The following is a 23,645-nucleotide window of genomic DNA, read 5'->3' on the forward strand; positions in this document are numbered from 1 at the left end:
TTCACGTGGGAACAGCGCTTTGGCGACGATCGCCTGCGCGTGACGGCCCATGGCGGGAAACTTCGGCCTGGCGCCGGCGCGCATGGAGGTGCCGGCGCCAGGCTAAGGCATCGTCAACATGCGGGTGAAGGAGGCGCAGCGGCTGGGCGGCTGGCGCCTGCGTGAATTTGCCCGGGTAAACAACCTGCCGGACCGGCAGTAGGTGGGCCCGGTCAACGTCGGCGATACGAACGAGCGCTACTACGAAGGTGTGCCAGGACGTGCCTGGATGGAGGGCGCCAGCGCCCGCTACCAGTTCTAGTCCGCGAGCCGGCAAGGGAAAGGGCCGATCGGTTGCCTGCTGTTCCGCCGGGGCCAGCTAGAAACGCAGGCGCAGCCCGGCAGTGAGCGAACGTGGCGCGCCGGGCGCCACGAAGCGCGCCTGCTCCGCCCTGCCCGCCCGTTCATGCGGCTGCAGCAGCCGGCCGCCGGCGAACAGGTCGGCCGCTACGGCGCCAAAACTCTCGTAGCGCTTGTCCGTGACGTTGTTGACGCGGGCATACCACTCGCATGCGCCGGCCTGCCAGGTGGCGTGCAGCGACAGCAGCGCGCGGCCCCGGATACGCAGGTCGGCACGCTCGCCATCGTCCGTCAGCAAGCCATCCTCGTTGCCCTGGGCGACCAGCGGCGACAGCGCCGTCATCGCCGCCCCCACCTTGAGCGCCGCGCCGGCCTGCCAGTCCAGGTCCAGCTTCAAGGCATGGCGCGGCAGCCCCGGCAGGCGCATCCCCGGCGTGACATCGACAGTGCGCGTGCCGGCGAACAAGCGGCCCGGCGCATCATAGACGGCATGCAGGAAGCTGTAGGCGACTCGCGCCGACATGGCGCCGGCGCGCACGTCGGCGGTGACATCCGCTCCCGCGTGCAAGGTGCGGCCGAAGTTGGCGAAGTAGCCATGCTGCGCCAGGCTCGCCGCGCGAAACAGGATATCGTCATGGTTGACCGTGCGGTAGACGGCAACAGCCATGCCGGAACGGTCGTCGCGGCGCCAGCGCATGCCCGCCTCCGCCGTGCGCGACACCACCTGCTTCAGGTAAGGGTCGGCCTGCAGGCCCACGGGCAAGCGGCACGGCTGTTCCGGATCGGCGCAGCCCAGCTCGATCACGGTCGGCACGCGGTTGTTCTGCGCCACGTTGGCGACCACGGTCCACGCCGGCGCGATCCGCACCGCCACGCCCAGGGACGGATTCAGCCTGGTGTAGCCAAATCGCTCGCGCGGCTGCGCTTCGCCTTCGGTGGCGAGCGCGTTGGCGACGCGCGCATGGTTGTAGCGCGCCGCCGCGGTGACCCATGTGCCGGACCAGGGGGCCCAGGTCGCGGCACCATACACTGCGCCATGGCGCGCGCTGCCCGCCACGGTCACCTCTTCCTCGCGTTCCTCCTCGCCATCGCCCTGCACGCCCCGCCCGGGCGTAAACCACCCGGCCTGTTCGTACTGGGCAAAGCCGACGCGGCTGCGGTCCATGCTGGCACCGGCGAGCCACTGCACGCCGGCGCCACCCGAGCGGTAACCGATCCCCAGGCCCCGGCTGCGCTGGCGTGTGCTGGTCGTGTTCAAGGACGCCGAGTGCAGCGCCACGCCTTCCGCACGGCTCTTGCCGCAGTCCACGGCCAGCGCAGCGCCCGCATCATCGAAGCCTGAGCCACAGTCGGCCACGTAGTCCGCGTAATCGTCCGCCACATCGCCGTTGACCGTGTCGCGCCGGCTGTTGCGCAGATAAGCCGACGCGGTCAGCCTGCCATCGCCCTGCAGGGGCCAGCCGGCACTGAACTGCACCTGGCGCAGGCGGTTGCGGGTCTCGTCGGGATAGGTGTAGACGGCGCGGCGGTCGCCGGCGTACAGGCTGTTCGGCAGCAGGCCGTTGCCGACCAGGCGGCTGGCGCCGCCCAGCAGCGCCAGTTGCCAGTCCAGTGCTCCGCGCATGCCCCCCACCTTGACGAACAGGTTGCCGAGGCGGCCTTCCGAATGGTCGCGCCAGCCACGGTCACGAAACAGCGTGGCGGCCGCGAACGCATGCATTGCGCCTGGCAGTGCCTGATTGCCGATGCCATACGCCAGGTCGGCGCGGCGCTGGCCATGGCTGGAGCCGGCGATGGCGCCGCTGAAGCCGGGGTGGGTATTGCCGGAGCGTGTGTTCAGCACGAGCGCTCCGCCCAGCGTGTTCAGTCCGTACAGGGGGTTGGCCGCGGGCGCCAGCTGCACGCCGCCGATGGCCGCTTCCGGCAGCATGTCCCAGTTGACCACGTCGCCAAACGCCTCATTGACACGCACGCCGTCGAGATAGACGGACAAGCCCTGCGAGGTGCCCAGCACCGGCGATGCGCGGTAGCCGCGGTACGTGACGTCGACCTGGAACGGACTCCCGGAAATATCGTTGACATTCACCCCGGTGAAGGCGCGGTCCAGGAAGTCGGCCAGGTTGCCGCCCCGCTCCTGCAGTGCCTTGCCGCTGGCCGTCTGCAAGCCGTACGGCAGCTTGTCGCGATCGACACCCTGGCCCGCCAGCGGTGCAACGCCGACGATTTCCACCGCAGGCATGCCCTCCGCCGCGCGGACCGCGGCAGCCATCGCCATCAGCGCGGCCGCCAGTGCGACGGAGAGCGAGAGTCGCGTGCGGCGCATCATGGCTTGACCACGTTGACCCCATGGGCCGCGAAGATGTCCCGCAGCTCGCCGCTGGCCACCATGTCGTTGAGAGCCGATTGCAGGCGGCGAGCGAGCTCCGTGTCGTCCTTGCGCACGGCCATGCCGACAGCCCAGCCATTGCGTGGCAGGCGCTCGAATGCCAGCGGTTCCTGCCGGTAGCGGGCGTCGTCCCGCACCGCCGCTTCGATTTCCGAACGGTTGGCCAGCACCGCATCGAGCTGGCCCGCCTTCAACTGTTCCAGGGCCAGCGCGGCGGTGGGAAAGATGCGGACATCGTCGCGCAGGCGTCCCTGGCCTTCACCCAGCAACACCATCGCCGCGATGGAAATCTGCTCCACGCCGATACGCTTGCCCACCAGCGAAGCGATGCCATCGAACTGCGGCACCGCCTGCGTGTCGCGTACCAGGCGTACCGCCTCCACGTGGTAAGGCGCGAAGATCTCGACCTTGCTGTTGGCCGCCATCAGGGCGCGGTCCACGGGCACGTGCAGCATCACGTCGGCCGGACCATAGCCCAGGTAGTGCCCTTTCCAGACCATGTTGCGCAAGTCGTCGTTCAGGTTCTCGCCGGCCGGGAACGGCAGCAGGCTCAGTTTCAGCCCGAGGTGCCTGGCCAGTGCTTCGGCCAGCGCGATGTCGATGCCCTTGCCATGGTCCGAGAACGGCGCGAACTGCTCGTACACGGCCACCCTCAGGCTGCCCGATTCGCCGCTCCGCTGTTCTTCAGCGTGCACCGGTGCAATCAGGTGCGGTGTCAGCTGGGCGAACAGCAAGGGTGCCAGCAGCAGGAGCACCCGGATGATACGCATGCGTTGCATGGCGCCTCCTCAGTTGGTGCTGCGACGTTCTTCCAGGTAGGTCTTGATGGCCCACATGGCCTCCTGGTTGAACACGCCCTCGAATGGCGGCATGTAGACAGCACCGTTGCGCACCTTGCCGCGGCGCAGCGATGCCAGGAAATACCCATCGATCTCCTTGTAGCACGCCTTTTTCTTGGCCTCGTTCTTCAGCCCGACGCAATCCCGGTCCATCAGGCGCAGGTCGGGCGCGATGCCGCCGGAGACGGCTTCCAGGCCGTGGCAGCGGGCGCAGTTCTGCGTATAGGCAGATGCGCCGATCTTCAGTGCGATCTTGTTGTCCTTGTAGGGGTTCTCGTCGCGCCATTCGTTACCAAGCACCGGCAGGCCCCTGGTATCGACGCTCTGCGGCGTCACGGGACCATGCGCGGCGGCCAGCATGGATACGGAAATGGCGAGGGTGGCGGCGGTGGCGCCGATGGCGAGGCGTTTCATGGTGTCTCCTGCTTTATGGGTTGGTGGTGCAGGAAGATGAGCAAGCGCCATGCCACAGCTTGGCGGGGCCTTTCAGCGCCGGAGGTGTTGCAGGCTGGTACAGGTGTCACCGCGAGGCAATCCCTTTTGCAACAGCTCAGCGGATTACCACTGCCCAGGGAACCTGGCTCACCGCGATGTCGGTAACGTGGGTGCCGGCGGCGTTGTCGATCACGGAGGGTAATTGCCGGATCTGCCGTACTGGCATAAAAAAAAGCCCCTGGAATCAGGGGCTTGGTCTAACTGAACTGCCTGTGAATGCCTGAGCATTCAGGCTACCCCATCATTCCCACTCAATGGTCGCCGGCGGCTTCCCGGAAATGTCATACACGACGCGATTGAGACCCCGCACCTCATTGATGATGCGATTGGAAACCCGCCCCAGCAACTCATGCGGCAGATGCGCCCAATGCGCCGTCATGAAGTCCTGCGTCTGCACGGCACGCAGCGCCACCACGTAATCATACGTGCGGCCATCGCCCATCACGCCCACCGATTTCACCGGCAGGAACACGGCGAAAGCCTGCGACGTGGCTTCGTACCAGTTGCGCGGTGCGCCATCCTGGTCGAAGCCGGGCACCACGACCGCTTCGTACGGCGTGTTGCGCAGTTCCTCGATGAAGATCGCGTCGGCGCGGCGCAGCAGGTCGGCGTATTCCTTCTTCACTTCGCCGAGGATGCGCACGCCCAGGCCCGGGCCCGGGAACGGGTGGCGGTAAACCATTTCGTACGGCAGGCCGAGCGCGACGCCCAGCTTGCGCACTTCGTCCTTGAACAGTTCGCGCAGCGGTTCGAGCAGCTGCAGCTTCATGTGTTCCGGCAGGCCGCCCACGTTGTGGTGGCTCTTGATCGTCTGGCCTTTCTTGCCCTTGCCGGCCGACTCGATGACGTCCGGGTAGATCGTGCCCTGCGCCAGCCATTTCGCGTTCGTCAGCTTGCCCGATTCGGCGTTGAAGACTTCGACGAATTCGCGGCCGATGATCTTGCGCTTCTGTTCCGGGTCGGTCACGCCGGCCAGGTGGCCCATGAACTGGTCTACCGCGTCGATGCGGATGACTTTCACGCCCAGGTTCTTGGCGAACATGTCCATGACCATTTCGCCTTCGTTCAGGCGCAGCAGGCCATGGTCGACGAACACGCAGGTCAGCTGGTCGCCGATGGCGCGGTGGATCAGCGCGGCGGCCACAGACGAATCGACGCCGCCGGACAGGCCCAGGATCACCTCATCGGTGCCCACCTGCGCGCGGATCTTCTCGACGGCTTCGGTGATGTAGTCGGGCATGTTCCAGTCGGACTTGCAGCCGCAGATCTCGTGCACGAAGCGGCCCAGCATGGCCTTGCCCTGCACGGTGTGCGTCACTTCCGGGTGCCATTGCACGGCGTAGAACTTGCGCTCTTCGTCGGCCATGCCGGCGATCGGGCAGCTTTCCGTCGAGGCCATCAGCTTGAAGCCGGCCGGCATGTCGAGCACCTTGTCGCCGTGGCTCATCCACACCTTCAGCATGCCGTGGCCTTCGTGCGTGACGAAGTCGTTGATGCCGTTCAAGAGGCTCGTATGGCCGCGGGCGCGCACTTCGGCGTAGCCGAATTCGCGCACCAGGCCGTTTTCCACTTTACCGCCCAGCTGCGCGGCCATCGTCTGCATGCCGTAGCAGATGCCCAGCACCGGCACGCCCAGTTCGAACACGGCTTGCGGCGCGCGCGGCGAATCGCCTTCCAGCGTGGAGTTGTGGCTGCCGGAGAGGATCACGCCGGAGGCGCCGTAGTTGCGGACGAATTCTTCCGACACGTCGTACGGGAAGACTTCGGAGAACACGCCCGCGTCGCGCACGCGGCGTGCGATCAGCTGGGTCACCTGGGAGCCGAAATCGATGATGAGGATCTTGGAGTGCATGTAGTTGGCTTGTGAGCTTGGAAACCGGGACAATGAAGAGAAACGCAGGCAGGTCGTTCAACCCGCCGGCGTCGAAGGAACGCTTATTCCGAACGGTAGTTCGGCGCTTCCTTGGTGATCTGCACGTCGTGCACGTGCGATTCGCGCATGCCGGCGGACGTGATCTCGACGAATTCCGCTTTCTCGCGCAGTTCGTCGATCGTGGCACAACCGCAGTAGCCCATCGACTGGCGCACGCCGCCCACGAGCTGGAAGATGATCGCCAGTACCGAGCCTTTGTAGGCCACGCGGCCTTCGATGCCTTCGGGGACGAACTTGTCGGCCTTGGCGGAGGCTTCCTGGAAGTAGCGGTCGGCCGAGCCTTCGGCCATCGCGCCCAGCGAGCCCATGCCGCGGTAGGACTTGTATGAACGGCCCTGGTACAGGATCACTTCGCCCGGCGCTTCCTCGGTGCCGGCGAACATGGAGCCCATCATGACGGTCGAGGCGCCGGCGGCCAGCGCTTTCGAGATGTCGCCGGAGAAGCGGATGCCGCCGTCGGCGATGCAGGGCACGCCCGTGCCTTCCAGCGCCTGCGCCACGTTCGAGATCGCGGTGACCTGCGGCACGCCCACGCCGGCCACGATGCGGGTGGTGCAGATGGAGCCGGGGCCGATGCCGACCTTCACCGCATCCGCGCCGTATTCGACGAGTGCCTTCGCGGCGGCCGCCGTGGCGATGTTGCCGCCGATGACATCCACATGCGGGTATTTCGTCTTGATGTATTTCACGCGGTCGAGGATGCCCTGGGAGTGGCCATGCGCCGTATCCACCACCAGCACGTCGACACCGGCTGCCACCAGCAGGTCGATGCGTTCCTCATCCTTTGCGCCCACGCCCACGGCCGCGCCGACCAGCAGCTTGCCGTGCTGGTCTTTCGAGGCGTTCGGGTGTTCGGTGGACTTCTGGATATCCTTCACGGTGATCAGGCCGCGCAGCTCGAAGGCTTCGTTGACGACGATCACGCGCTCCAGGCGGTGCTTGTTCATCAGGCGCTTGGCTTCGGCCGTGTCGGCCGTTTCGCTGACGGTCACGAGCTTTTCGCGCGGCGTCATCTTGGCGCGCACTTCGGCATCCAGCTCTTCTTCGAAACGCAGGTCGCGGTTGGTGATGATGCCCACCACTTGCGCGCCTTCGACGACCGGGAAGCCGCTGATGCCATGCTGTTCGGTCAGCTTGATCACGTCGCGGATCTTCATGTCCGGCGGAATCGTGATCGGGTCGCGCAGCACGCCCGCTTCGAAACGCTTCACCTTCGACACCTCGCGGGCCTGGTCGGCCGGGCGCAGGTTCTTGTGGATGATGCCGATGCCGCCTTCCTGCGCCATGGCGATCGCCAGGCGGCCTTCGGTGACGGTATCCATCGCGGCAGACAGCAGCGGGATATTCAGCGAGATATTGCGGGTGAGCTTGGTGCGCAGCGACGTGTTGGCAGGCAGAACGTTCGAGTACGCGGGAACGAGGAGCACGTCATCGAACGTGAGTGCTTTTTGAAGAAGACGCATGGTAGATTTCCTATCGGCGCAAAAGTGAATTATACAGAAGTTGGCGCAATAAGTCCTTGCATTATGGAAAAGATAGTGGGTTTGCGATTGACAGCCGGACGGCAATCGCGGTCAAATCGCGATGATTCCTGATGGAAAATAATCTGATGAAACAAAGACGATGGATCCCTGCTGCCCTGCTGCTGGCCTGCTGCACGGCGGCGCACGCGCAGTGGGAATGGCAGGATGCCAAAGGCGGCCGGCACTTCTCGGACCAGCCGCCGCCCGCCTCGGTTCCTCCGTCGCGCATCCTCAAGGCGCCACGGGGCCATATGCCGGATCTGCGCAAGGAACTGGCGGAGCCGTCCGCACCCGCACCCGCATCTGTTCCCGGCGCACCGGGGAAGGCACCGCCCTCCACGGCGGATCGCAATGCCCGGTTCGAGGAACGCCGCGCCGAGGCCGCCCGGCAGGCACAGAAAACCGCCGCGGCGGCGCAGGAGAAGGCCGCCACCGCCGCCACCTGCGACAACGCGCGGGCAAACCTGCGCGTGCTGGAGTCGGGCATTCGCATTGCCACCACGGGCAAGGATGGCGAACCGGCCTTCCTGGACGAGACACAGAAAGCCGCACAGATGCAGCGCAACCGCGACACGCTTGCCACGCATTGCAAGTGAAGTTGCAACGCGGTGTGCAACGGTGTTTGACCATGCGCAAGGCTCGCCTGCATCGCCGCGGTCGCCTCAGGAATATAAGCCAAACTACGCAAGCCTTATTCCCGAACCGACCAGCGAGCGAACCAACATGAATGCTTTCACGAATGTGCAGATCATCAACGGGCCCAATGGAGAGCCCGTGTATGTCGTCATCCCCTACGCCACCTACATGCGGACGCAGTCGCGCCACAAGGACACCGACGTGCCGCACCAGGTCGTGGGCATGATCGCTGAAAACGCCTGGACGCCGGTGCGCGCATGGCGCGAGTACCTGGGCCTTACGCAACTGGAAGTGGCAACGCGCATCGGCATCAGCCAGCCGGCCTATGCGCAGCAGGAAGCCGGCTTGCGGCCGCGCCGCGCCACCCGCGAGCGCATCGCGCAGGCGCTGGGCATCGCGCCGCGCATGCTGGATTTATAAGGTTGGCGCATTTGCACAACGACTCCTGCACGAGTCCGCCCGGGCGGCGGAACGCGTGCTAAGCTGGATCGATCCACTTGCAGCGAGGCCGCCATGAAAAGCCCTTCCATGCTTTGCACCGTGTGTTCCGCCGCCGCCCTTCTCGCCGCCGCTCCCGTGGCAGCGCCCGCGGCGGAAGCCGGCGCGGCGCTCGGCCCGCTCACCTTCATCCTCGTGGATCTCGATCCTGCCGATGGCATCGCGCCATCCATGACGTTTGCCGGTACATCGGGCAGCGCTTCCGCGCCCATTGCGGTCAGCTACATGACGTTCGACGACGTCTTCAAGCAGACGATATTTCCAACCTGGACGCACTCCGCGCCGATCGAGTATGCAATCGACGAGACCGTGGGGGTCATGAACGCCACGGCGCAACTCAGCCTGACTGGCCGCGACTCCGTCACCAGTACCTTGCTGAGGTCGGCGGTGGGCACAAATGTGCTGGCGACCGAGCCCGGCTCAAGGATCATGAGCCGGCTGACTGTCGACACCGGCGAAACGGCATTCATGCTGGCGCCCAATACGGGCGTGCTGTTCAGCGTGCAATACGATGTCAGCCTGTCTACCGAACCGCCACCCGGTGCCGGCGAGCGGGTCGAGGCAGGATGGGCGGCGGCGTGGCTGGGCGTCGACGGGCTTGGCGGCGGATATGACGAGGTGCGCTGGCTGAATCATGTGCCGGAGGGCACGGGCTTCCTCGAAATCGCGGTCGAGAACCGCAGCGGATTCGAAAGGGGCGGCCTGTTCGCCTACGGGGCCGACCTGCAGATCGAATCCATCACACCGGTTCCCGAACCCGGCACGTTGCCGATGCTGGGCGCCGGGCTGGCACTGCTCGGCGCGCTGGCTGGCAGGCGGGCGAATGCCTACGATGCGCTGTCGCGCTTTGCACGGCGGCGCCGCGCATCCTTGGGATCGGCGATCAGCGCCCGGTAGATCTCGATGCGGTCGCGCGGTTGCAGCACGGTGTCGAGCGTCTTCTTCTTGCCGTAGATGCCCACCGGCATCGTGACGAGGTTGATTTCCGGCGCCTCCTGCAGGATGCCGGACTGTTCGATGGCCTGGCCGATCGTCGTGCCGGCATCGACATCCAGCACGCGCAGGATCGGCTGCGCGATCGCATCCGACGGTGCGTTCGCATCGAACCGTGGCACGGGCGCGTAGCTCAGCGATACCTTGATGCGCTCGGCCATGGCATCACCCATAGACTGTTTCGGCGCGCTTGCAGAACGAATCGACCATGCTGTTGGCGATCATGCCGAACACGGGGCCGATCACCTGCTCCAGCAGGCGGCTGGAGAATTCATATTGCAGGTCCAGTTCCACCTTGCAGGCATCGTCGCGCAACGGCTTGAATGTCCACGTGCCGTGCAGTGTCTTGAACGGGCCGTCCACCAGGTTCATCTTGATGGCCGTGGGCGGCGTGTTGGTGTTCGACGTGGTGAAGCTTTGCTTGACACCGTGAAAATTGATGCCCACCGATGCCACCACCGAGTTCTCGCCCCGTTCCCGCACCTCCACGCCGCCACACCATGGCAGGAATTTGGGATAATCCTCCACCCGGTCCACCAGGTCGAACATCTGCTGCGCGCTGTAGCCAAGGAATACCGATTTGTGCACTACCGCCATTTATTTAACCGTTTGATATCATGTTGGACAAATCGCGCTCCGGCGCGAATGAAGACTGTAGTTTAACCGACCCGCGCCTGCGGCACGTTCCATAAGAAATTCACATGACCATCGCTGATAACCGCAAAGCCTTCCACGACTATTTCATCGAAGACCGCTATGAAGCGGGCATCGCGCTCGAGGGCTGGGAAGTGAAGGCAATCCGCGATGCCCGCGTACAGATCAAGGAAGCGTACGTGACGATCCGCGACAACGAACTGTACCTGTTTGGCGCGCACATCAGCGCACTGCCCACCGCATCGACCCATATCCACCCGCAGGCGGTGCGTACGCGCAAGCTGTTGCTGCACCGCCAGGAAATCGACAAGCTGATCGGTAAGGTGGAACGCTCCGGCTACACGCTCGTGCCGCTGAACCTGCACTTCAAGGGTGGCCGCATCAAGTGCGAGATCGGCCTGGCCAAGGGTAAAAAGCAGCACGACAAGCGCGCCTCCGAGAAGGACCACGACGCCAAGCGCGAAGTGCAGGCGGCGATGAAGCAGAACCGGCGCTGACACGTTGCCAAAACGACGTCGCGCTGAAGCCACGGCATCACGCGCGACGTTTCCATTGGGCAATGGTTGCGTGATACACTTTTTGGGCTAATCACTCCGGGTTGCCCCATGCTTGCCAAAGTCTCCACAGTCTTCGTCCTTGCCGCCACCCTGGCAGGCTGCGCCGTTCCGTACACCCCTGCCCCGCTGGCCACGAATTTTCCGACCGCGCGTCAGGAAAAGCTGCAGGCCGCCTCGCACTGGAACGCGATCGCCGACCACATTGAGCAGCGCGTCGTCATGGAAATGAAAAAGCATCCGCAGCGGCCGTTCCATGTCGCCGAGGACAAGGACGCATCGCCCTTCAAGCGCGCCGTGACGAACCAGCTCATCACGTCGCTGGTCAAGGATGGCTTCGTGGTGTCGCGCACGCCGGCCGGCGCGTGGAAAGTGGAACTGGACATCCAGGCCGTCACGTTCACGCCGAATCGCCCGCAATACCGCTATACCGGCGCGTTCACGGCGCTGGCCAACGGCGCATGGGTGCTGTCCGACATCAACCCGACGGTCGGCGCGGTCGCCCTGGCCGGCGCCGGCGATGCCTCGCACTGGTTCCACAGCCAGTTCGCCGGTGGGCCCACGCCGAAGACGGAACTCATCGTCACGCTGTCCGTCGGCGACCAGTTCCGCTACCATGCCCGTTCCACGTCGGCCTATTACGTGGCCGATGCCGACCGGGCGCTGTACGGCATCAAGGAGGAGGACACCCAAGTGACCAAGGTATTCCAAGTGCAGGGAGGCCGCTGATGCGCGCCGCCGCCCTGGCCCTGTCGGCCGCCCTTGCCACCACCCTACTGGCGGGCTGCGCAGGCGCGCCGCCGAAGGAAGAGGCGAACTACGCCACGCTGTCGTCGAACCAGTTCGTCAACGCCAACTACAAGGCGGCGGATGCGCTGCTGGCCCAGCTCAACGGCAAGCTGGCGGCGGACAAGCCGCTGATCATGGCCACCATCGTCAACATCGATGCGCTGGACCAGACGTCCACGCTGGGCCGTCTCATTTCCGAGCAGGTGTCCACGCGCATGGCGCAGGGCAGCCTCAAGATGCTGGAAATGAAACTGCGCACCTCCGTCTACCTGAAGCGCAACCAGGGCGAACTGATGCTCACGCGCGAGATCGGCGACGTGGCGCAAACCCACAATGCGCAGGCGGTCGTCGTGGGCTCGTATGCCGAAACGAGCGACATGGTGTTCATCAACGTGAAGGTCGTGCAGCCCGCGACCAACTTCGTGCTGGCCGGGCACGACTACGTGCTGGCCAAGGAAGGCATCGTGCGGTCGATGCTGCTGCAGCGCTGACAAGGTTTTGCCGCCCCGGCTATAGTGGCGCTTTCGACCACGAAAGCACGCCATGTTCGACCGCTGCACCTGGCTGAACGAGCCGCCATCCCACCGCATCGATGGCGGCACCCTGCATGCCGTGACCGGCGACCAGACCGACTTCTGGCGCATCACGAGCTATGGTTTCATTCGCGACAACGGCCATTTTTTCGGCCAGCCCGTCTCCGGCGGCTTTACCGCACAGGTAAGGATTCGGGCCGATTTCACCGAGCTCTACGACCAGGCGGGCCTGATGGTGCGCATCGATGCGCATCGCTGGCTGAAGGCGGGCGTCGAGTTTTCGGACGGGCAGCCAATGCTGAGCACCGTCCTGACGGATGAAAAATCCGACTGGGCCACGATGCCGGCGCCGCCCCTGCCGGATGGGTTCTGGCTGCGTATCACCGTCGACGATGGCGCGATCCGTGTGCAGTACTCGGCCGACGGCCGCACGTGGCCCATGCTGCGGCTGGCGCCATTTCCGGTGGCCGGGCAGTATCTTGTCGGCCCCATGTGCTGCACGCCGCAGCGTGCCGGGCTCGAGGTGCAATTCAGCGATTTGACGGTCGGCCCTGCGCTGCAGAAGGGCTTGCACGACCTCACGTAGCGCCCAGCAGCCCCGCCACCGCCGGCAGCACCTCCTGCGCCGGCAACGCCACCTTCAGGCCGATCAGGTCGTCCGCGCGGGTCTTGCCCGCGTTGACGGCGGCGATCGGCTTGCCCTCGGCCGCCGCGATCTTGCAGAAGCGGAAACCCGAAAACACCATCAACGACGAGCCGACGACGAGCAGCGCGTCGGCCTCGTCCATCCATTGCAGGGCCTGGAGCGTGCGTTCTGCAGGGATGTTATCGCCGAAAAAGACCACGTCCGGCTGCAGCACGCCACTGCAATGCTCGCAGGCGGGCACGATGAATTCATGCAGCGCTTCCGGCTCCAGCTGCGCATCGCCATCCGGCAGCGGCTGGGCCAGCACGCCGCCCAGCGCCGGATTGTCGCGCAGCAGGCGCTGCTGCAGCTCCGCCCGGTGCTGGCGCCGCTCGCAGGCCAGGCAGCGCACCGTGTGGATATTGCCGTGCAGCTCGATCATGCGCGCGCTGCCGGCGCGCTGGTGCAGCCCGTCGACGTTCTGGGTGATCAGCTGCCCGATGTGGCCGGCGGTTTCCAGCCGCGCCAGCGCCCGGTGCCCGGCATTGGGTTCGGCTTGCGCCAGTGTCGGCCAACCCACCATGCTGCGCGCCCAGTAGCGGCGGCGCAGCGCATCGCTGCCGCGAAATTCCGGCCCCTGCACGGGCGGTTTGCCGCGGCGCACGCCTTCCTCGTCGCGATACCCCGGGATACCGGATGCGGTGGACATGCCCGCGCCGGTGAGCACGAGCACGTTGCGGTGGCGGTCGAGGAATTCCGCCAGCTGGTCGATCTGTTCGTTCATGGTTTCATCGGGCTTTGAAAGCACCCATGTGAGGGCGCCCCGCGCCACGCCAAGGGACGAATCGCTGCGGCTGGGCTGGCTGGCAAACAACACCGGACAAACCCGGGACAGTCCCCGTTTTTTGACAATATTTCCGGAAACCGGGGACAGTCCCCAACCTGGCACCAACGCAAGAAGCCCGGGCGATACAGGCACCGCGGCGCTGGCAGCGTTGCCATTGCTGCTGAGCTGGTTGTAAAACAACCGGGGACAGTCCCCGTTATTAGGAAATATTTCCTGGAAAAAGGGACAGTCCCCGATTTTTGGCAACTTTTCAGTTGTCGCGCTGATTGTCCCGGTAGCGCAGCGTGTTGATCAGCGTGTTCGTGGTGTCGATGTCGGCCAGGGCTTCGCCGGAGATGCGCAGCAGGCTGCGTTCGCGCAGCCGCAGCAGTTCGTCGATCAGTTGCCCGGCCGGCATGCCGGACAACGCGAGTTCGATCGGCTGGATGCCTTCGTAGCTGCCATACGCGGCATTCAGCGCGGCCAGCACCTGCCGCGTGGCCGCTTCGTCGAGCCGGCGCGGTGGGGCCGCCTTTTCGGAGGGCGGCGAATCGGACAGCTGCTGCACGAGCGCGTCGAATCGCATGGCGTCCAGTTGCGGCCGCGTCTGCATGTAGAAGTCGCGCGCCTTGCCCTCGAGCTTGCGGGCGTCGAATGCCAGCAGCGCATCCCTGCCCTGTGGCCCGCCGGCGCGCAGCATGAACGTGACGGCGCGCGCGAACGTCGCGGCTTCGGGGCTGTCGAGCAGCGCAGCCACGGCCGGCACGCTGTCCGGGGAACCGACCCACATCAGCACTTCCAGCGCGCGATCGACGGCGGCGGGATCGTTCAACAGGCCGCGCAGGTGCCGCTCGGCGAGCGCGCCATATTGTCCGTACAGGTAGATGCAGACGGACGTGGCGTCGACCGTATAGCCATGCTGCGGAATGAGCACGGTCACGTCGCCGCGCAGGAAGACCGCGTCGATCAGCGGGAACAGGCGGGGATCGCGGTCCGCCGCACTGGCGTGCACGAAGCGGAACAGCTGCTGGTTCTGCGTCCGCGCGGCGGGGCCTTGCGGATCGATGGCCAGCAGCGCCGCCATCGACAGCGCGCGGTCCGCCGGCTCGCCCAGCGCGCGCAGGAAATAGCCCACGTCGAGCAGCACCAGCTGATTCGGCTTCGGCTTCTTCAGCTCCGCGGCCAGTTCCCTGCGCAGCACGGGCAGCGCCACCGCCTTGTTGTTGCCGAACCAGCGCCACGTCGCGTCGAGTTCGCGCCGCTGCCGGGCTTGCTCCTGTGTTTGCTCCTGTGTTTGCTGCTGTGCCTGCCCGGCCACGGTTGCCGGCACTGCCGGCATGGCACGCATGCGCGCCAGGCGATCGAGGGTTTCCTGTTCCGGCGTCGCCGCCGATGATACCGCCGCCATGACCAGCATCGCTGCCGCCACGGCCTTCTTCACACCCGTCATGTCAATCCTTATCAGCCCCGCAGCCGCGCCTTCTGCTCTTCCACCGCGGCGCGCCATGCATCGAAATGCTCGCTATCCTGCCACAACTGGCGCAATTCCGAGCGCTCGGAAAGCACCAGGTCGAGCACGCGGCCGGCCTTCTCCAGCAGATCGGCGCGCGGCTTGTACTTGGCCTTGACGACACCGACCCATTCGTCGATCGCGGCCGAATCGTCATCCTGCACGCCGCCGCGCCCCTCCAGCCGCAGCAGCGTTTCCACGGCCGCCAGCCCTTCGGCGCCGTAGGGCGCTTCCAGCAATTCGGCATTTTCCGGCGCCAGCACGTTGTCCAGCGTGTCGCCGATGAAGTACAGGTCGTTCGATTCGTGCAGGTCTTCCGCCCAGTCCAGCGCGAAGTCGTTGCCGAATGGTCCCACTGCCCAGGTACCCATGGTGTTCCCCTTTGTTCGTTACGACGGCGTGCGCACCACGCGCGCCGTGTTCTGTGTCTTGACGACCTGCATCGCGGTGGCGATCAGGCTGCTCATATCGCCCAGGTTCGCCGGCACGATCAGCGTGTTGTTGGTCTTCGCCAGTTCGCGGAACGCGTCCACGTACTGCTCGGCCACCTTCAGGTTGACCGCCTCTTCGCCACCGGGCTGCTCGATCGCCGAGCCGACCTGGCGCAGCGCCGAGGCGGTCGCTTCCGCGATGGCGATGATGGCGTTGGCCTCGCCCTGCGCACGATTGATCGCGGCCTGCCGTTCGCCTTCGGAGCGGGCGATGGATGCCTCGCGCTCGCCCGTGGCGATATTGATCTGTTCCTGCTTGCGCCCTTCCGAGGCGGCGATCAGCGCGCGCTTGTTGCGCTCGGCCGTGATCTGCGCCTGCATCGCGTGCAGGATGTCGGCCGGCGGCGTGAGGTCCTTGATCTCGTAGCGCAGCACCTTCACGCCCCAGTTGGCGGCCGATTCGTCGATCGCGTTCACCACCGTGGTGTTGATGTGATCGCGCTCCTCGAAGGTCTTGTCGAGTTCCATGCGGCCGATCACGGAACGCAGCGTGGTTTGCGCCAGCTGGGTGATCGCGGCGATGTAGTTCGACGAGCCGTACGAGGCGCGCATCGGGTCGGTCACCTGGAAGTACAGGATGCCGTCCACCTGCAGCTGCGTATTGTCCTTCGTGATGCACACCTGCGACGGCACGTCGAGCGGGATTTCCTTCAGGATGTGCTTGTAGGCGATGCGGTCGACGAACGGCACCACGATGTTCAGGCCCGGCGCCAGCGTGGCGTGATACTTGCCGAGCCGTTCCACCACCCAGGCATGCTGCTGCGGCACCACGTTGATGGTCTTGAAGACGAAGACCAGCGCCACGACCAGGATGACCAGAGCCACGCCGCCGAAAGTGATTTCCATGTGTTCTCCTTTTTTTGTACTTTTGCCGTGCTTGTCAGGTGCCGACGATCAACCTGCTGCCGCGCACTTCGACGATACGGAACGTGCCCGCCTCGGCCGCGGCGCCGGGCGCCAGTTCCACGTCCCACAGCGCGCCGCGGTACATCACGCGCGCGGTGTTGCCGTCCCAGTGCGGTACCTGCACCGGCTGGCCGATGTCCTGGTTGACGTTGGGGTCGCGCGACGCGTCGAGCTTTGCCGGCTCGTTGCGCCGGCGGCGCCGCAGCAGCACCGTGGCGATCACGGCGACCAGCGCGGCCGCGAGCATCTGGCCCGGCAAGTCGATGCGCAGCGCCGCCACCAGCGCGCCGGCCAGCGCGCCGAGCGCGATCATCAGCAGGTAGAAGGTGCCGCTGAACAGTTCCAGCGCCACCAGCACACCCGCGGCGATGAGCCACATGATCCAGTCAGCCATCTGTTTGTCTCCTTCAAGGATAAAACCCTCGCGGCCCTGGGAAGAGCGGCGAGGGTTGACGTAACGATAGAGCAATTCGGGGCTGTTGGGTAGACCTTCGGGCGCGGGCCGGCGCAGCCAGGTAACCCACAGGCAGAAGCCGGGGTCAGACCAAGGTCTGACCCCAGGGCTTGCTGTTGGGGTAGCGGCTGCCGTCCCTGGCGCCTCGTCCCTGGCTGCTTACTTCTGCAGCGCGGCCAGCTTCTGCCAGGTATCGATCACCGAGTCCGGGTTCAGCGACATCGACTCGATGCCCTGCTCCATCAGCCACTCGGCCAGGTCCGGATGATCGGATGGGCCCTGGCCGCAGATGCCGATGTACTTGCCTTGTTTCCTGCAGGCGGAAATCGCCAGCGACAGCAGCGCCTTCACGGCCGGGTCGCGTTCGTCGAAGTCGGCGGCCAGCAGTTCCATGCCGGAGTCGCGGTCCAGGCCCAGCGTGAGCTGGGTAAGATCGTTCGAGCCGATCGAGAAGCCGTCGAAGTACTCCAGGAACTGGTCGGCCAGCACGGCGTTCGACGGCACTTCGCACATCATGATCAGGCGCAGGCCGTTCTCGCCGCGCTTCAGGCCATTCTTCGCCAGCAGCTCGACCACCTTCTGCGCCTGGCCGAGGGTGCGCACGAACGGCACCATCAGCTCCACATTGGTCAGGCCCATGTCTTCGCGCACGCGCTTCATGGCCAGGCATTCCATGGTGAACGACTCGGCGAAGTCGGCGGAGATGTAGCGCGAAGCGCCGCGGAAGCCCAGCATCGGGTTTTCCTCATCGGGCTCGTAGCGCGAACCGCCGATCAGCTTCTTGTACTCGTTCGACTTGAAGTCCGACAGGCGCACGATGACGGGCTTCGGCCAGAACGCGGCAGCGATCGTCGCCACGCCTTCGGCCAGCTTGTCGACATAGAACGCCTTCGGCGAAGCGTGGCCGCGCGCCACCGATTCCACGGCCTTCTTCAGGTCCGGATCGATGTTCGGGTATTCCAGGATCGCCTTCGGGTGCACGCCGATGTTGTTGTTGATGATGAACTCCAGGCGGGCCAGGCCCACGCCGGCGTTCGGCACCTGCTGGAAGTCGAAGGCCAGCTGCGGGTTACCCACGTTCAGCATGATCTTCACCGGCAGCTTGGGCAGCTCGCCGCGCGCGACTTCCGAGACTTCCGTTTCCAGCAGGCCGTCGTAGATCTTGCCCTCGTCGCCTTCGGCGCAGGACACGGTCACGAACGTGCCATCCTTCAGCAGTTCGGTCGCATCGCCGCAGCCGACGACGGCCGGCACGCCCAGTTCGCGGGCGATGATCGCCGCGTGGCAGGTGCGGCCACCGCGGTTCGTCACGATCGCCGAGGCGCGCTTCATCACCGGTTCCCAGTTCGGGTCGGTCATGTCCGCCACCAGCACGTCGCCGGGCTGCACGCGTTCCATCTCGGACGGATCGCTGATCACGCGCACCGGGCCGGCGCCGATCTTCTGGCCGATCGCGCGGCCGGACGTCAGCACGGTGCCCGTCGACTTCAGCTTGAAGCGCTGCTGCGCATCGGTGGACTTCTGCTGCGACTTCACCGTTTCCGGGCGCGCCTGCAGGATGTACAGCTTGCCGTCGCGGCCGTCCTTGCCCCACTCGATGTCCATCGGGCGGCCATAGTGGTTTTCGATGATCACGGCGTACTTCGCCAGTTCCACCACTTCGGTGTCCGTCAGCGAGTAGCGGTTGCGCAGCTCGATCGGCACGTCGACGGTCTTCACGGAACGGCCGGCACGGGCTTCGCTGGTGAACTCCATCTTGATCAGCTTCGAGCCGATATTGCGGCGGATGACGGGCGACTTGCCCTGTTCCAGCATCGGCTTGTGCACGTAGAATTCGTCGGGATTGACGGCGCCCTGCACCACGGTCTCGCCCAGGCCATAGCTCGACGTGATGAACACCACGTCCTTGAAACCGGATTCGGTATCGATCGTGAACATCACGCCCGCCGCGCCCGTATCGGAGCGCACCATGCGCTGCACGCCCGCTGACAGCGCTACCTCGGCATGCGTGAAACCCTTGTGGACGCGGTACGAAATGGCGCGGTCGTTGTACAGCGATGCGAACACGTGCTTCATCGCGTCGAGCACGTTGTCGATGCCGACCACGTTCAGGAACGACTCCTGCTGGCCCGCGAACGACGCGTCCGGCAAGTCCTCGGCGGTGGCGGAGGAACGCACGGCGAACGACACTTCGGTTTCCGAACCGGCCACCAGGTTGTCGTAGAACGCGCGGATTTCCTGCTCCAGGCGCGGCTGGAACGGCGTGTCGACGATCCACTGGCGGATTTCGGCGCCGGCCTGCGCCAGCGAACGCACGTCGTCCACGTTCAGGTCGGACAGGCGGCTGGCGATGCGGTCGGCCAGCGGCGCGCCGCCGTCGATGCTGTGGGAGAGGAAGTCGCGGAACGCCTGGGCCGTGGTAGCGAAACCACCGGGCACCCGCACGCCGGCGCCGGCGAGCTGGCTGATCATTTCGCCGAGCGAAGCGTTTTTGCCGCCGACAGATTCCACGTCGGTCATGCGCAGGTTCTCGAACGAGGCCACATATGTTGAAACTGCGGTGGTTTCGTTCAGCGCCTGGTCGGGGATACTCAGTGCTGCGTTGGACAAGTTTGTCATGGTGACACCTTACTGATGATGGGAATCTGTTGGTCTCATTGCAGGCTTGCCGCGCGGCTGTCGACATGTTGTTGTTATTCTTGGCGTCGTACAGCACAATCTGACCGTTGCCGGCCATTTTACAGCCTGTGGCGAAAATTGACAGTTCACAATCAAAAGCTATTTTCATGACATCCGAACAACGCCCGACCTCCGCCCGCACTGTGTTTTTCGTCTCCGACGGTACCGGCATCACCGCAGAAACCTTCGGCCATTCCGTGCTGACGCAGTTCGAGATGCGCTTCCGGCAGATCCGCCTGCCCTTCATCGACACGGTGGACAAGGCCCATGCGGCGGCCCGCAAGATCAACGAGGCGGCCATCGCCGACGGCCAGCGCCCGATCATTTTCAGCACGCTCGTGCAGGCCGAACTGTCGTCGGTGATCCGGCAATGCAGCGGCCTGCACATGGATCTGTTCCAGAGTTTCGTGGCCCCGCTGGAAGAAGAACTGGGCATGAAATCGACGCACACGATCGGCCGCTCGCACAATATCGTGGACAGCGAGGAGTACCGCAACCGCATCGAGGCGATCAACTTCTCGCTGGCGCACGACGACGGCCAGTCGCACAAGAACCTGGCCGAGGCGGACGTGATCCTGGTCGGCGTTTCCCGCTCGGGCAAGACGCCGACATCGCTGTACCTGGCCATGCAATACGGGATCAAGGCCGCGAACTACCCGCTGATCCCGGACGATTTCGAGCGCGGCAAACTGCCGTCGGCGCTGTATGCCTACAAGCCGAAGATCTTCGGCCTCACGATCACGCCGGAGCGGCTGACGGAAATCCGCAACGAGCGCCGGGCCGGCAGCAAGTATGCATCGATCGAGAACTGCCGCTACGAAGTCAATGAAGCGGAAAGCATGATGAAGCGCGAAGGTATCCGCTGGCTGTCCTCGACCACCAAGTCGATCGAGGAAATCTCCACGACGATCCTCCAGGAGATCAAGCCGAACCGCCGGGAGTATTGAACTTCAAGCGAGCGCCGGCCCGGCGCCGGCGCAGGGAAAAGAATCAGCCGCGACGGCGCAGCGTGGCGCCCAGCAGCAGCATGCCACCCGCCAGCATTGCCAGTTGCGAAGGCTCGGGCACCGGGGATACCGCGAGCGCCAGGTTGTCGAGGTTCAGGATCTTGCCTTCCTGGTCCGGCAGTACCGTGAAGCGGTAGATCGGCGCGGAAGAAGCGACCGACAGCGTGGCACCGCGCCAGCCGTCGGTTTCGACGCGGTCGGTCGCCAGCAGGTTGCCCGCAGCGTCGTAGGCGCTCAGCGTGGCGTTCCAGTACGAATAGCTGTCGATGCTGATGCCATACACGGGCATGTCGAACCAGGCGGTCACAGGCTGCGACGTCAGGAAGGTATTGGCAGCGTCGCCGTTGAAGAACGCCGCCGTCACGAGGCTGGCGGTCGTGAAATGCACGCCGACGGCGGCGAATTCCTCTTCGATGCGCCGCGGCGAGCCCTCGAACAGCACGGGTTCGTCGTCGGCCGTACCCAGCTTGCCATCGGCGCCAGGCACCGTGTTGAAGTCGATGGTCAGTGTTTCGGCATGGACCGGCGCCGCGGCGAACGATGCGGCGGCGATGAGAGCGAGCAGTTTGGACATGTTGTGTGACGGTTTGTTATGTTATGGGCATGCAATTATGTCATTGGCGCATCGGTAGCGCTATCCGCATCGACGCGATTTGCCAAAGCAATTTGCCAATTCACAACACCCACAACAGCCACGATATCTGACCGCTGCCGCTCTCGCCCCCTTCAAGGCTGGCCGCTGCCCCCGGCAGCGCCGTAGACGTGACCGGTGGTGTAGCTGGAATCGTCGGATGCCAGCGTCACGTAGGCCAGCGCCAGCTCGGCAGGCTGGCCCGGGCGCTTCATCGGCGTGTCGCCGCCGAAGTTTTCCAGGGCTTCGGGCGGCTGGCCGCCGCACACCTGTAGTGGCGTCCATATGGGGCCCGGCGCCACGGCGTTGACGCGGATGTTCTTTTCGGCCAGCTGCTTGGCCAGCGATTTCACGAACGCTACCTGCGCCGCCTTCGTTTGCGCATAGTCGAGCAGGTTCGGCGACGGATCGTAGGCCTGCACGGAAGCGGTGACGATGATCGCGCCGCCGTTCTTCATGTGCGGCACGGCGGCCTTGCAGATCCAGAAATTGGCGTATAGGTTCGTCTTCATCGTCCAGTCGAACTGCTCGGTGCTCAGGTCGAGGATCGAGTCGACGGACTGCTGCCTGGCCGCGTTGCTGACCACGATATCGAGGCCGCCCAGCTGCTGGGCGGCGTTGTCGACGAGCTTCCTGCAAAAGGCCTCGTCGCGGATGTCGCCCGGCAGCAGTACGGCCTTGCGGCCCGCCTTCTCGATCAGCGCCTTCACCTCCTGCGCATCGGGTTCCTCGAACGGCAGGTAGCTGATCGCCACGTCGGCCCCTTCGCGGGCGTAGGCGATCGCGGCGGCGCGGCCCATGCCGGAATCGCCGCCGGTGATCAGCGCCTTGCGGCCCGCCAGCCGGCCGCTGCCCTTGTACGTCTTCTCGCCATGGTCGGGCCGTGGCGTCATCTTGCCGGCCAGTGCCGGCCACTCCTGCTGCTGGCGCGGGAACGGCGGCTTCGGATAGCGCGGGTTGCGCTGGACGCCGCTACCCTGCCCGGCCGTGCCCTGCTGCGCCTGCGCGCCTCCGGCCGTGACGGCTGCGCCGGCCGCCGCGATGGTGGTCGCCACCGCGCCGACAAAGCGGCGCCGCGATGGCTGGATGTCCTGTTCCGTGCTGTCGTGTGCCGTGCTGCCTTGCGCCATGCGCTGGTCGTTCGGATCCATCGAAAGACTCTCCTGGTCGTGGGTTGAAAGTTGATAGACTCTGCCGGGGTGACAATGTAGACAAGATCAATATTCGCTGCCACACCTTTGCCGCCGGAAAGCTGTCACTGCTGTCACAACGCGGCGCGCCCGCGCGTCTGGTGGAGACAACCCATCGATAGGCATGCCATGAACGACCAGACCAACGCCCCATTCGACACGCTGCGCCCGCGCCTGTTCGCGATCGCCTACCGCATGCTCGGCACCCGCGCCGATGCCGAGGACGTGGTGCAGGACGCCTGGCTTCGCTGGGCCGCCAGCGCGCGCGACGCGGTGCAGTCGCCCGAGGCATGGCTGGTGACGATCGCCACGCGCCTGTCGATCGACCGGCTGCGCAGCCGCAAGGCGGAACGCGAGGCTTACGTGGGCTGGTGGCTGCCCGAGCCCCTGGTGGAACTGGACGAACGCACGCCCGAAACGGCGGCCGAGCTGGCGAGCGACGTGTCGGTGGCCATGCTGTGGGTACTGGAACGCCTCGCCCCCGAGGAGCGCGCCGCCTTCCTGATGCGGCAGGTGTTCGACCAGGACTACGCGGAGATCGCCGCCACGCTGGGCAAAAGCGAGGCGGCATGCCGGCAGCTCGTCTCGCGTGCGCAGGCCCGCGTGCAGCAGGAACAGCCGCGCTTCACGGTATCGAAGGATGCGCACCGCGACTTGCTGGCGAACTTCATGCAGGCCGCCGCCGGCAACGACCGCGCCGCCATGAAGACCTTCCTTGCCGACGACGTGCGGCTGGTTTCCGACGGCGGCGGCAAGGTGCCGTCGTTCGGCAAGATCCTGGTGGGCGCCGCGCGCATCGCCGGTGTCTACTGGTCGGTTGAGCATGCGAACCCGGGCCGGGTCACGTACCGGATGGCGCGCATCAACGGCGAACCGGGCATCGTGCGCTACGTCGGCGGCGTCGTGGAGTCGGCCCAGGCGTTCATCATCGACGACGGCAGGATCGTGGCGATCTATGCGATCCGCAATCCGGACAAGCTGGCCGGGGTTGCTCCCCTCGTTGCTCCCCTCTGTGCGTCCCTTCCTTGAACACTTGAATGTGCGCCCGCTAACCGACCTGGCCGGCAAGCAACGGTAGCATCCACTCTTCAAAAGGGCGGGCGCCCGTTTGCCATCGCGCGCCCGTCTTCTCCTCGTACCGGCCGCCACGCGGC

General features: G+C 65.4%; 24 protein-coding genes. 9 read left to right on the plus strand and 15 right to left on the minus strand.

What is annotated here, in order from left to right:
* Nucleotides 1-358 precede the first annotated feature (358 nt).
* The 5 genes from ACY65G_RS20585 to guaB form a co-directional block, all read right to left on the minus strand.
* Nucleotides 359-2,665, minus strand: coding sequence for a TonB-dependent receptor (locus ACY65G_RS20585; protein WP_464999157.1), 2,307 nt, complete (start codon nt 2,663-2,665; stop codon nt 359-361).
* A complete protein-coding gene (locus ACY65G_RS20590; RefSeq protein WP_464999158.1) occupies nt 2,662-3,504 on the minus strand; it encodes a substrate-binding periplasmic protein in 843 nt (280 codons plus the stop codon). Before ACY65G_RS20590 ends, ACY65G_RS20585 begins: the two co-directional genes overlap by 4 nt.
* A 9-nt stretch (nt 3,505-3,513) precedes the next feature.
* Nucleotides 3,514-3,978 carry a cytochrome c-550 PedF gene (gene pedF / locus ACY65G_RS20595; RefSeq protein ID WP_464999159.1) on the minus strand — a complete coding sequence of 155 codons (465 nt, stop codon included), beginning with the start codon at nt 3,976-3,978 and terminating at the stop codon, nt 3,514-3,516.
* Between the two features lie 322 nt (nt 3,979-4,300).
* Nucleotides 4,301-5,911 (minus strand): glutamine-hydrolyzing GMP synthase, encoded by a 1,611-nt coding sequence (gene guaA, locus ACY65G_RS20600; RefSeq protein WP_464999160.1) that lies wholly within the window; start codon nt 5,909-5,911, stop codon nt 4,301-4,303.
* 83 nt (nt 5,912-5,994) lie between these two features.
* Nucleotides 5,995-7,455 (minus strand): IMP dehydrogenase, encoded by a 1,461-nt coding sequence (gene guaB / locus ACY65G_RS20605; protein ID WP_464999161.1) that lies wholly within the window; start codon nt 7,453-7,455, stop codon nt 5,995-5,997.
* A 146-nt stretch (nt 7,456-7,601) separates the two neighbouring features.
* Here guaB and ACY65G_RS20610 point away from each other — a divergent pair, with 146 nt between their 5' ends.
* The 3 genes from ACY65G_RS20610 to ACY65G_RS20620 all read left to right on the plus strand — a co-directional run bounded on the left by ACY65G_RS20610 (nt 7,602) and on the right by ACY65G_RS20620 (nt 9,546).
* On the plus strand, nt 7,602-8,111 hold the full coding sequence (locus ACY65G_RS20610; protein ID WP_464999162.1) for a DUF4124 domain-containing protein: 510 nt from the start codon (nt 7,602-7,604) through the stop codon (nt 8,109-8,111).
* A 127-nt stretch (nt 8,112-8,238) separates the two neighbouring features.
* Entirely contained in the window at nt 8,239-8,571 is a 333-nt protein-coding gene (locus tag ACY65G_RS20615) for a helix-turn-helix domain-containing protein (protein ID WP_464999163.1), read from the plus strand.
* A gap of 93 nt (nt 8,572-8,664) precedes the next feature.
* A complete protein-coding gene (locus ACY65G_RS20620; RefSeq protein ID WP_464999164.1) occupies nt 8,665-9,546 on the plus strand; it encodes a PEP-CTERM sorting domain-containing protein in 882 nt (293 codons plus the stop codon).
* Here ACY65G_RS20620 and ACY65G_RS20625 read toward each other — a convergent pair.
* Together ACY65G_RS20625 and ACY65G_RS20630 are read right to left on the minus strand one after the other, a co-directional pair.
* On the minus strand, nt 9,477-9,815 hold the full coding sequence (locus tag ACY65G_RS20625) for an RnfH family protein (protein WP_464999165.1): 339 nt from the start codon (nt 9,813-9,815) through the stop codon (nt 9,477-9,479). The genes ACY65G_RS20620 and ACY65G_RS20625 overlap by 70 nt on opposite strands.
* A complete protein-coding gene (locus ACY65G_RS20630) occupies nt 9,808-10,239 on the minus strand; it encodes a type II toxin-antitoxin system RatA family toxin (RefSeq protein WP_281607462.1) in 432 nt (143 codons plus the stop codon). Before ACY65G_RS20630 ends, ACY65G_RS20625 begins: the two co-directional genes overlap by 8 nt.
* Nucleotides 10,240-10,343: 104 nt before the next feature.
* Here ACY65G_RS20630 and smpB point away from each other — a divergent pair, with 104 nt between their 5' ends.
* From smpB to ACY65G_RS20650, 4 genes are all read left to right on the plus strand, one after another.
* On the plus strand, nt 10,344-10,793 hold the full coding sequence (smpB, locus tag ACY65G_RS20635; protein ID WP_130188867.1) for an SsrA-binding protein SmpB: 450 nt from the start codon (nt 10,344-10,346) through the stop codon (nt 10,791-10,793).
* Nucleotides 10,794-10,901: 108 nt separating this feature from the next.
* Complete coding sequence (locus ACY65G_RS20640; RefSeq protein WP_464999166.1) at nt 10,902-11,579, plus strand: hypothetical protein; 678 nt, start codon at nt 10,902-10,904, stop codon at nt 11,577-11,579.
* The gene (locus ACY65G_RS20645; protein ID WP_464999167.1) at nt 11,579-12,130 is read left to right on the plus strand and encodes a FlgO family outer membrane protein; all 552 of its coding nucleotides are present in this window, start codon (nt 11,579-11,581) and stop codon (nt 12,128-12,130) included. Before ACY65G_RS20640 ends, ACY65G_RS20645 begins: the two co-directional genes overlap by 1 nt.
* A 52-nt stretch (nt 12,131-12,182) precedes the next feature.
* The gene (locus ACY65G_RS20650) at nt 12,183-12,758 is read left to right on the plus strand and encodes a DUF1349 domain-containing protein (RefSeq protein WP_464999168.1); all 576 of its coding nucleotides are present in this window, start codon (nt 12,183-12,185) and stop codon (nt 12,756-12,758) included.
* On the opposite strand, the gene ACY65G_RS20655 is transcribed toward ACY65G_RS20650, so the two are convergent.
* The 6 genes from ACY65G_RS20655 to ppsA form a co-directional block, all read right to left on the minus strand.
* On the minus strand, nt 12,751-13,581 hold the full coding sequence (locus tag ACY65G_RS20655) for an NAD-dependent protein deacetylase (RefSeq protein WP_464999169.1): 831 nt from the start codon (nt 13,579-13,581) through the stop codon (nt 12,751-12,753). The two genes, ACY65G_RS20650 and ACY65G_RS20655, sit on opposite strands and share 8 nt — an antisense overlap.
* 313 nt (nt 13,582-13,894) lie before the next feature.
* Nucleotides 13,895-15,073 carry a hypothetical protein gene (locus tag ACY65G_RS20660; protein ID WP_464999170.1) on the minus strand — a complete coding sequence of 393 codons (1,179 nt, stop codon included), beginning with the start codon at nt 15,071-15,073 and terminating at the stop codon, nt 13,895-13,897.
* 11 nt (nt 15,074-15,084) lie between these two features.
* Nucleotides 15,085-15,504 (minus strand): DUF4259 domain-containing protein, encoded by a 420-nt coding sequence (locus ACY65G_RS20665; protein ID WP_464999171.1) that lies wholly within the window; start codon nt 15,502-15,504, stop codon nt 15,085-15,087.
* 18 nt (nt 15,505-15,522) lie between these two features.
* Nucleotides 15,523-16,470, minus strand: a complete 948-nt coding sequence (locus ACY65G_RS20670; protein ID WP_464999172.1) for an SPFH domain-containing protein — start codon at nt 16,468-16,470, stop codon at nt 15,523-15,525.
* A 34-nt stretch (nt 16,471-16,504) separates the two neighbouring features.
* Nucleotides 16,505-16,924: an NfeD family protein gene (locus ACY65G_RS20675; RefSeq protein WP_464999173.1), complete on the minus strand. Its 420-nt coding sequence runs from the start codon at nt 16,922-16,924 to the stop codon at nt 16,505-16,507.
* Nucleotides 16,925-17,143: 219 nt separating this feature from the next.
* Nucleotides 17,144-19,504 carry a phosphoenolpyruvate synthase gene (gene ppsA / locus ACY65G_RS20680; RefSeq protein ID WP_464999268.1) on the minus strand — a complete coding sequence of 787 codons (2,361 nt, stop codon included), beginning with the start codon at nt 19,502-19,504 and terminating at the stop codon, nt 17,144-17,146.
* 266 nt (nt 19,505-19,770) lie between these two features.
* On the opposite strand from ppsA, the gene ppsR reads away from it, so the two are divergent.
* Complete coding sequence (gene ppsR / locus ACY65G_RS20685) at nt 19,771-20,610, plus strand: posphoenolpyruvate synthetase regulatory kinase/phosphorylase PpsR (RefSeq protein ID WP_130188857.1); 840 nt, start codon at nt 19,771-19,773, stop codon at nt 20,608-20,610.
* Nucleotides 20,611-20,653: 43 nt separating this feature from the next.
* Here ppsR and ACY65G_RS20690 read toward each other — a convergent pair whose 3' ends face one another.
* Complete coding sequence (locus tag ACY65G_RS20690) at nt 20,654-21,244, minus strand: PEP-CTERM sorting domain-containing protein (RefSeq protein ID WP_464999174.1); 591 nt, start codon at nt 21,242-21,244, stop codon at nt 20,654-20,656.
* A 152-nt stretch (nt 21,245-21,396) separates the two neighbouring features.
* On the minus strand, nt 21,397-22,452 hold the full coding sequence (locus tag ACY65G_RS20695) for an SDR family oxidoreductase (protein ID WP_464999175.1): 1,056 nt from the start codon (nt 22,450-22,452) through the stop codon (nt 21,397-21,399).
* Between the two features lie 168 nt (nt 22,453-22,620).
* Between ACY65G_RS20695 and ACY65G_RS20700 the strand changes: the two genes are divergently transcribed.
* A complete protein-coding gene (locus ACY65G_RS20700) occupies nt 22,621-23,520 on the plus strand; it encodes an RNA polymerase sigma-70 factor (protein ID WP_464999176.1) in 900 nt (299 codons plus the stop codon).
* Nucleotides 23,521-23,645: the final 125 nt, after the last annotated feature.

The organism is Pseudoduganella sp. jia 12, assembly GCF_055502675.1.

Coding starts and splice junctions, on each gene's coding strand:
- guaB (WP_464999161.1), bottom strand. CDS start 7,455: ATGCGTCTTCTTCAAAAAGCACTCACGTTCGATGACGTGCTCCTCGTT.
- ACY65G_RS20690 (WP_464999174.1), bottom strand. CDS start 21,244: ATGTCCAAACTGCTCGCTCTCATCGCCGCCGCATCGTTCGCCGCGGCG.
- ppsA (WP_464999268.1), bottom strand. CDS start 19,504: ATGACCGACGTGGAATCTGTCGGCGGCAAAAACGCTTCGCTCGGCGAA.
- ACY65G_RS20660 (WP_464999170.1), bottom strand. CDS start 15,073: ATGACGGGTGTGAAGAAGGCCGTGGCGGCAGCGATGCTGGTCATGGCG.
- ACY65G_RS20610 (WP_464999162.1), top strand. CDS start 7,602: ATGAAACAAAGACGATGGATCCCTGCTGCCCTGCTGCTGGCCTGCTGC.
- ACY65G_RS20630 (WP_281607462.1), bottom strand. CDS start 10,239: ATGGCGGTAGTGCACAAATCGGTATTCCTTGGCTACAGCGCGCAGCAG.
- ACY65G_RS20645 (WP_464999167.1), top strand. CDS start 11,579: ATGCGCGCCGCCGCCCTGGCCCTGTCGGCCGCCCTTGCCACCACCCTA.
- ACY65G_RS20670 (WP_464999172.1), bottom strand. CDS start 16,470: ATGGAAATCACTTTCGGCGGCGTGGCTCTGGTCATCCTGGTCGTGGCG.
- ACY65G_RS20700 (WP_464999176.1), top strand. CDS start 22,621: ATGAACGACCAGACCAACGCCCCATTCGACACGCTGCGCCCGCGCCTG.
- ACY65G_RS20650 (WP_464999168.1), top strand. CDS start 12,183: ATGTTCGACCGCTGCACCTGGCTGAACGAGCCGCCATCCCACCGCATC.
- smpB (WP_130188867.1), top strand. CDS start 10,344: ATGACCATCGCTGATAACCGCAAAGCCTTCCACGACTATTTCATCGAA.
- ACY65G_RS20625 (WP_464999165.1), bottom strand. CDS start 9,815: ATGGGTGATGCCATGGCCGAGCGCATCAAGGTATCGCTGAGCTACGCG.
- ACY65G_RS20675 (WP_464999173.1), bottom strand. CDS start 16,924: ATGGCTGACTGGATCATGTGGCTCATCGCCGCGGGTGTGCTGGTGGCG.
- pedF (WP_464999159.1), bottom strand. CDS start 3,978: ATGAAACGCCTCGCCATCGGCGCCACCGCCGCCACCCTCGCCATTTCC.
- ACY65G_RS20695 (WP_464999175.1), bottom strand. CDS start 22,452: ATGGATCCGAACGACCAGCGCATGGCGCAAGGCAGCACGGCACACGAC.
- ppsR (WP_130188857.1), top strand. CDS start 19,771: ATGACATCCGAACAACGCCCGACCTCCGCCCGCACTGTGTTTTTCGTC.
- ACY65G_RS20665 (WP_464999171.1), bottom strand. CDS start 15,504: ATGGGTACCTGGGCAGTGGGACCATTCGGCAACGACTTCGCGCTGGAC.
- ACY65G_RS20620 (WP_464999164.1), top strand. CDS start 8,665: ATGAAAAGCCCTTCCATGCTTTGCACCGTGTGTTCCGCCGCCGCCCTT.
- guaA (WP_464999160.1), bottom strand. CDS start 5,911: ATGCACTCCAAGATCCTCATCATCGATTTCGGCTCCCAGGTGACCCAG.
- ACY65G_RS20655 (WP_464999169.1), bottom strand. CDS start 13,581: ATGAACGAACAGATCGACCAGCTGGCGGAATTCCTCGACCGCCACCGC.
- ACY65G_RS20590 (WP_464999158.1), bottom strand. CDS start 3,504: ATGCAACGCATGCGTATCATCCGGGTGCTCCTGCTGCTGGCACCCTTG.
- ACY65G_RS20615 (WP_464999163.1), top strand. CDS start 8,239: ATGAATGCTTTCACGAATGTGCAGATCATCAACGGGCCCAATGGAGAG.
- ACY65G_RS20585 (WP_464999157.1), bottom strand. CDS start 2,665: ATGATGCGCCGCACGCGACTCTCGCTCTCCGTCGCACTGGCGGCCGCG.
- ACY65G_RS20640 (WP_464999166.1), top strand. CDS start 10,902: ATGCTTGCCAAAGTCTCCACAGTCTTCGTCCTTGCCGCCACCCTGGCA.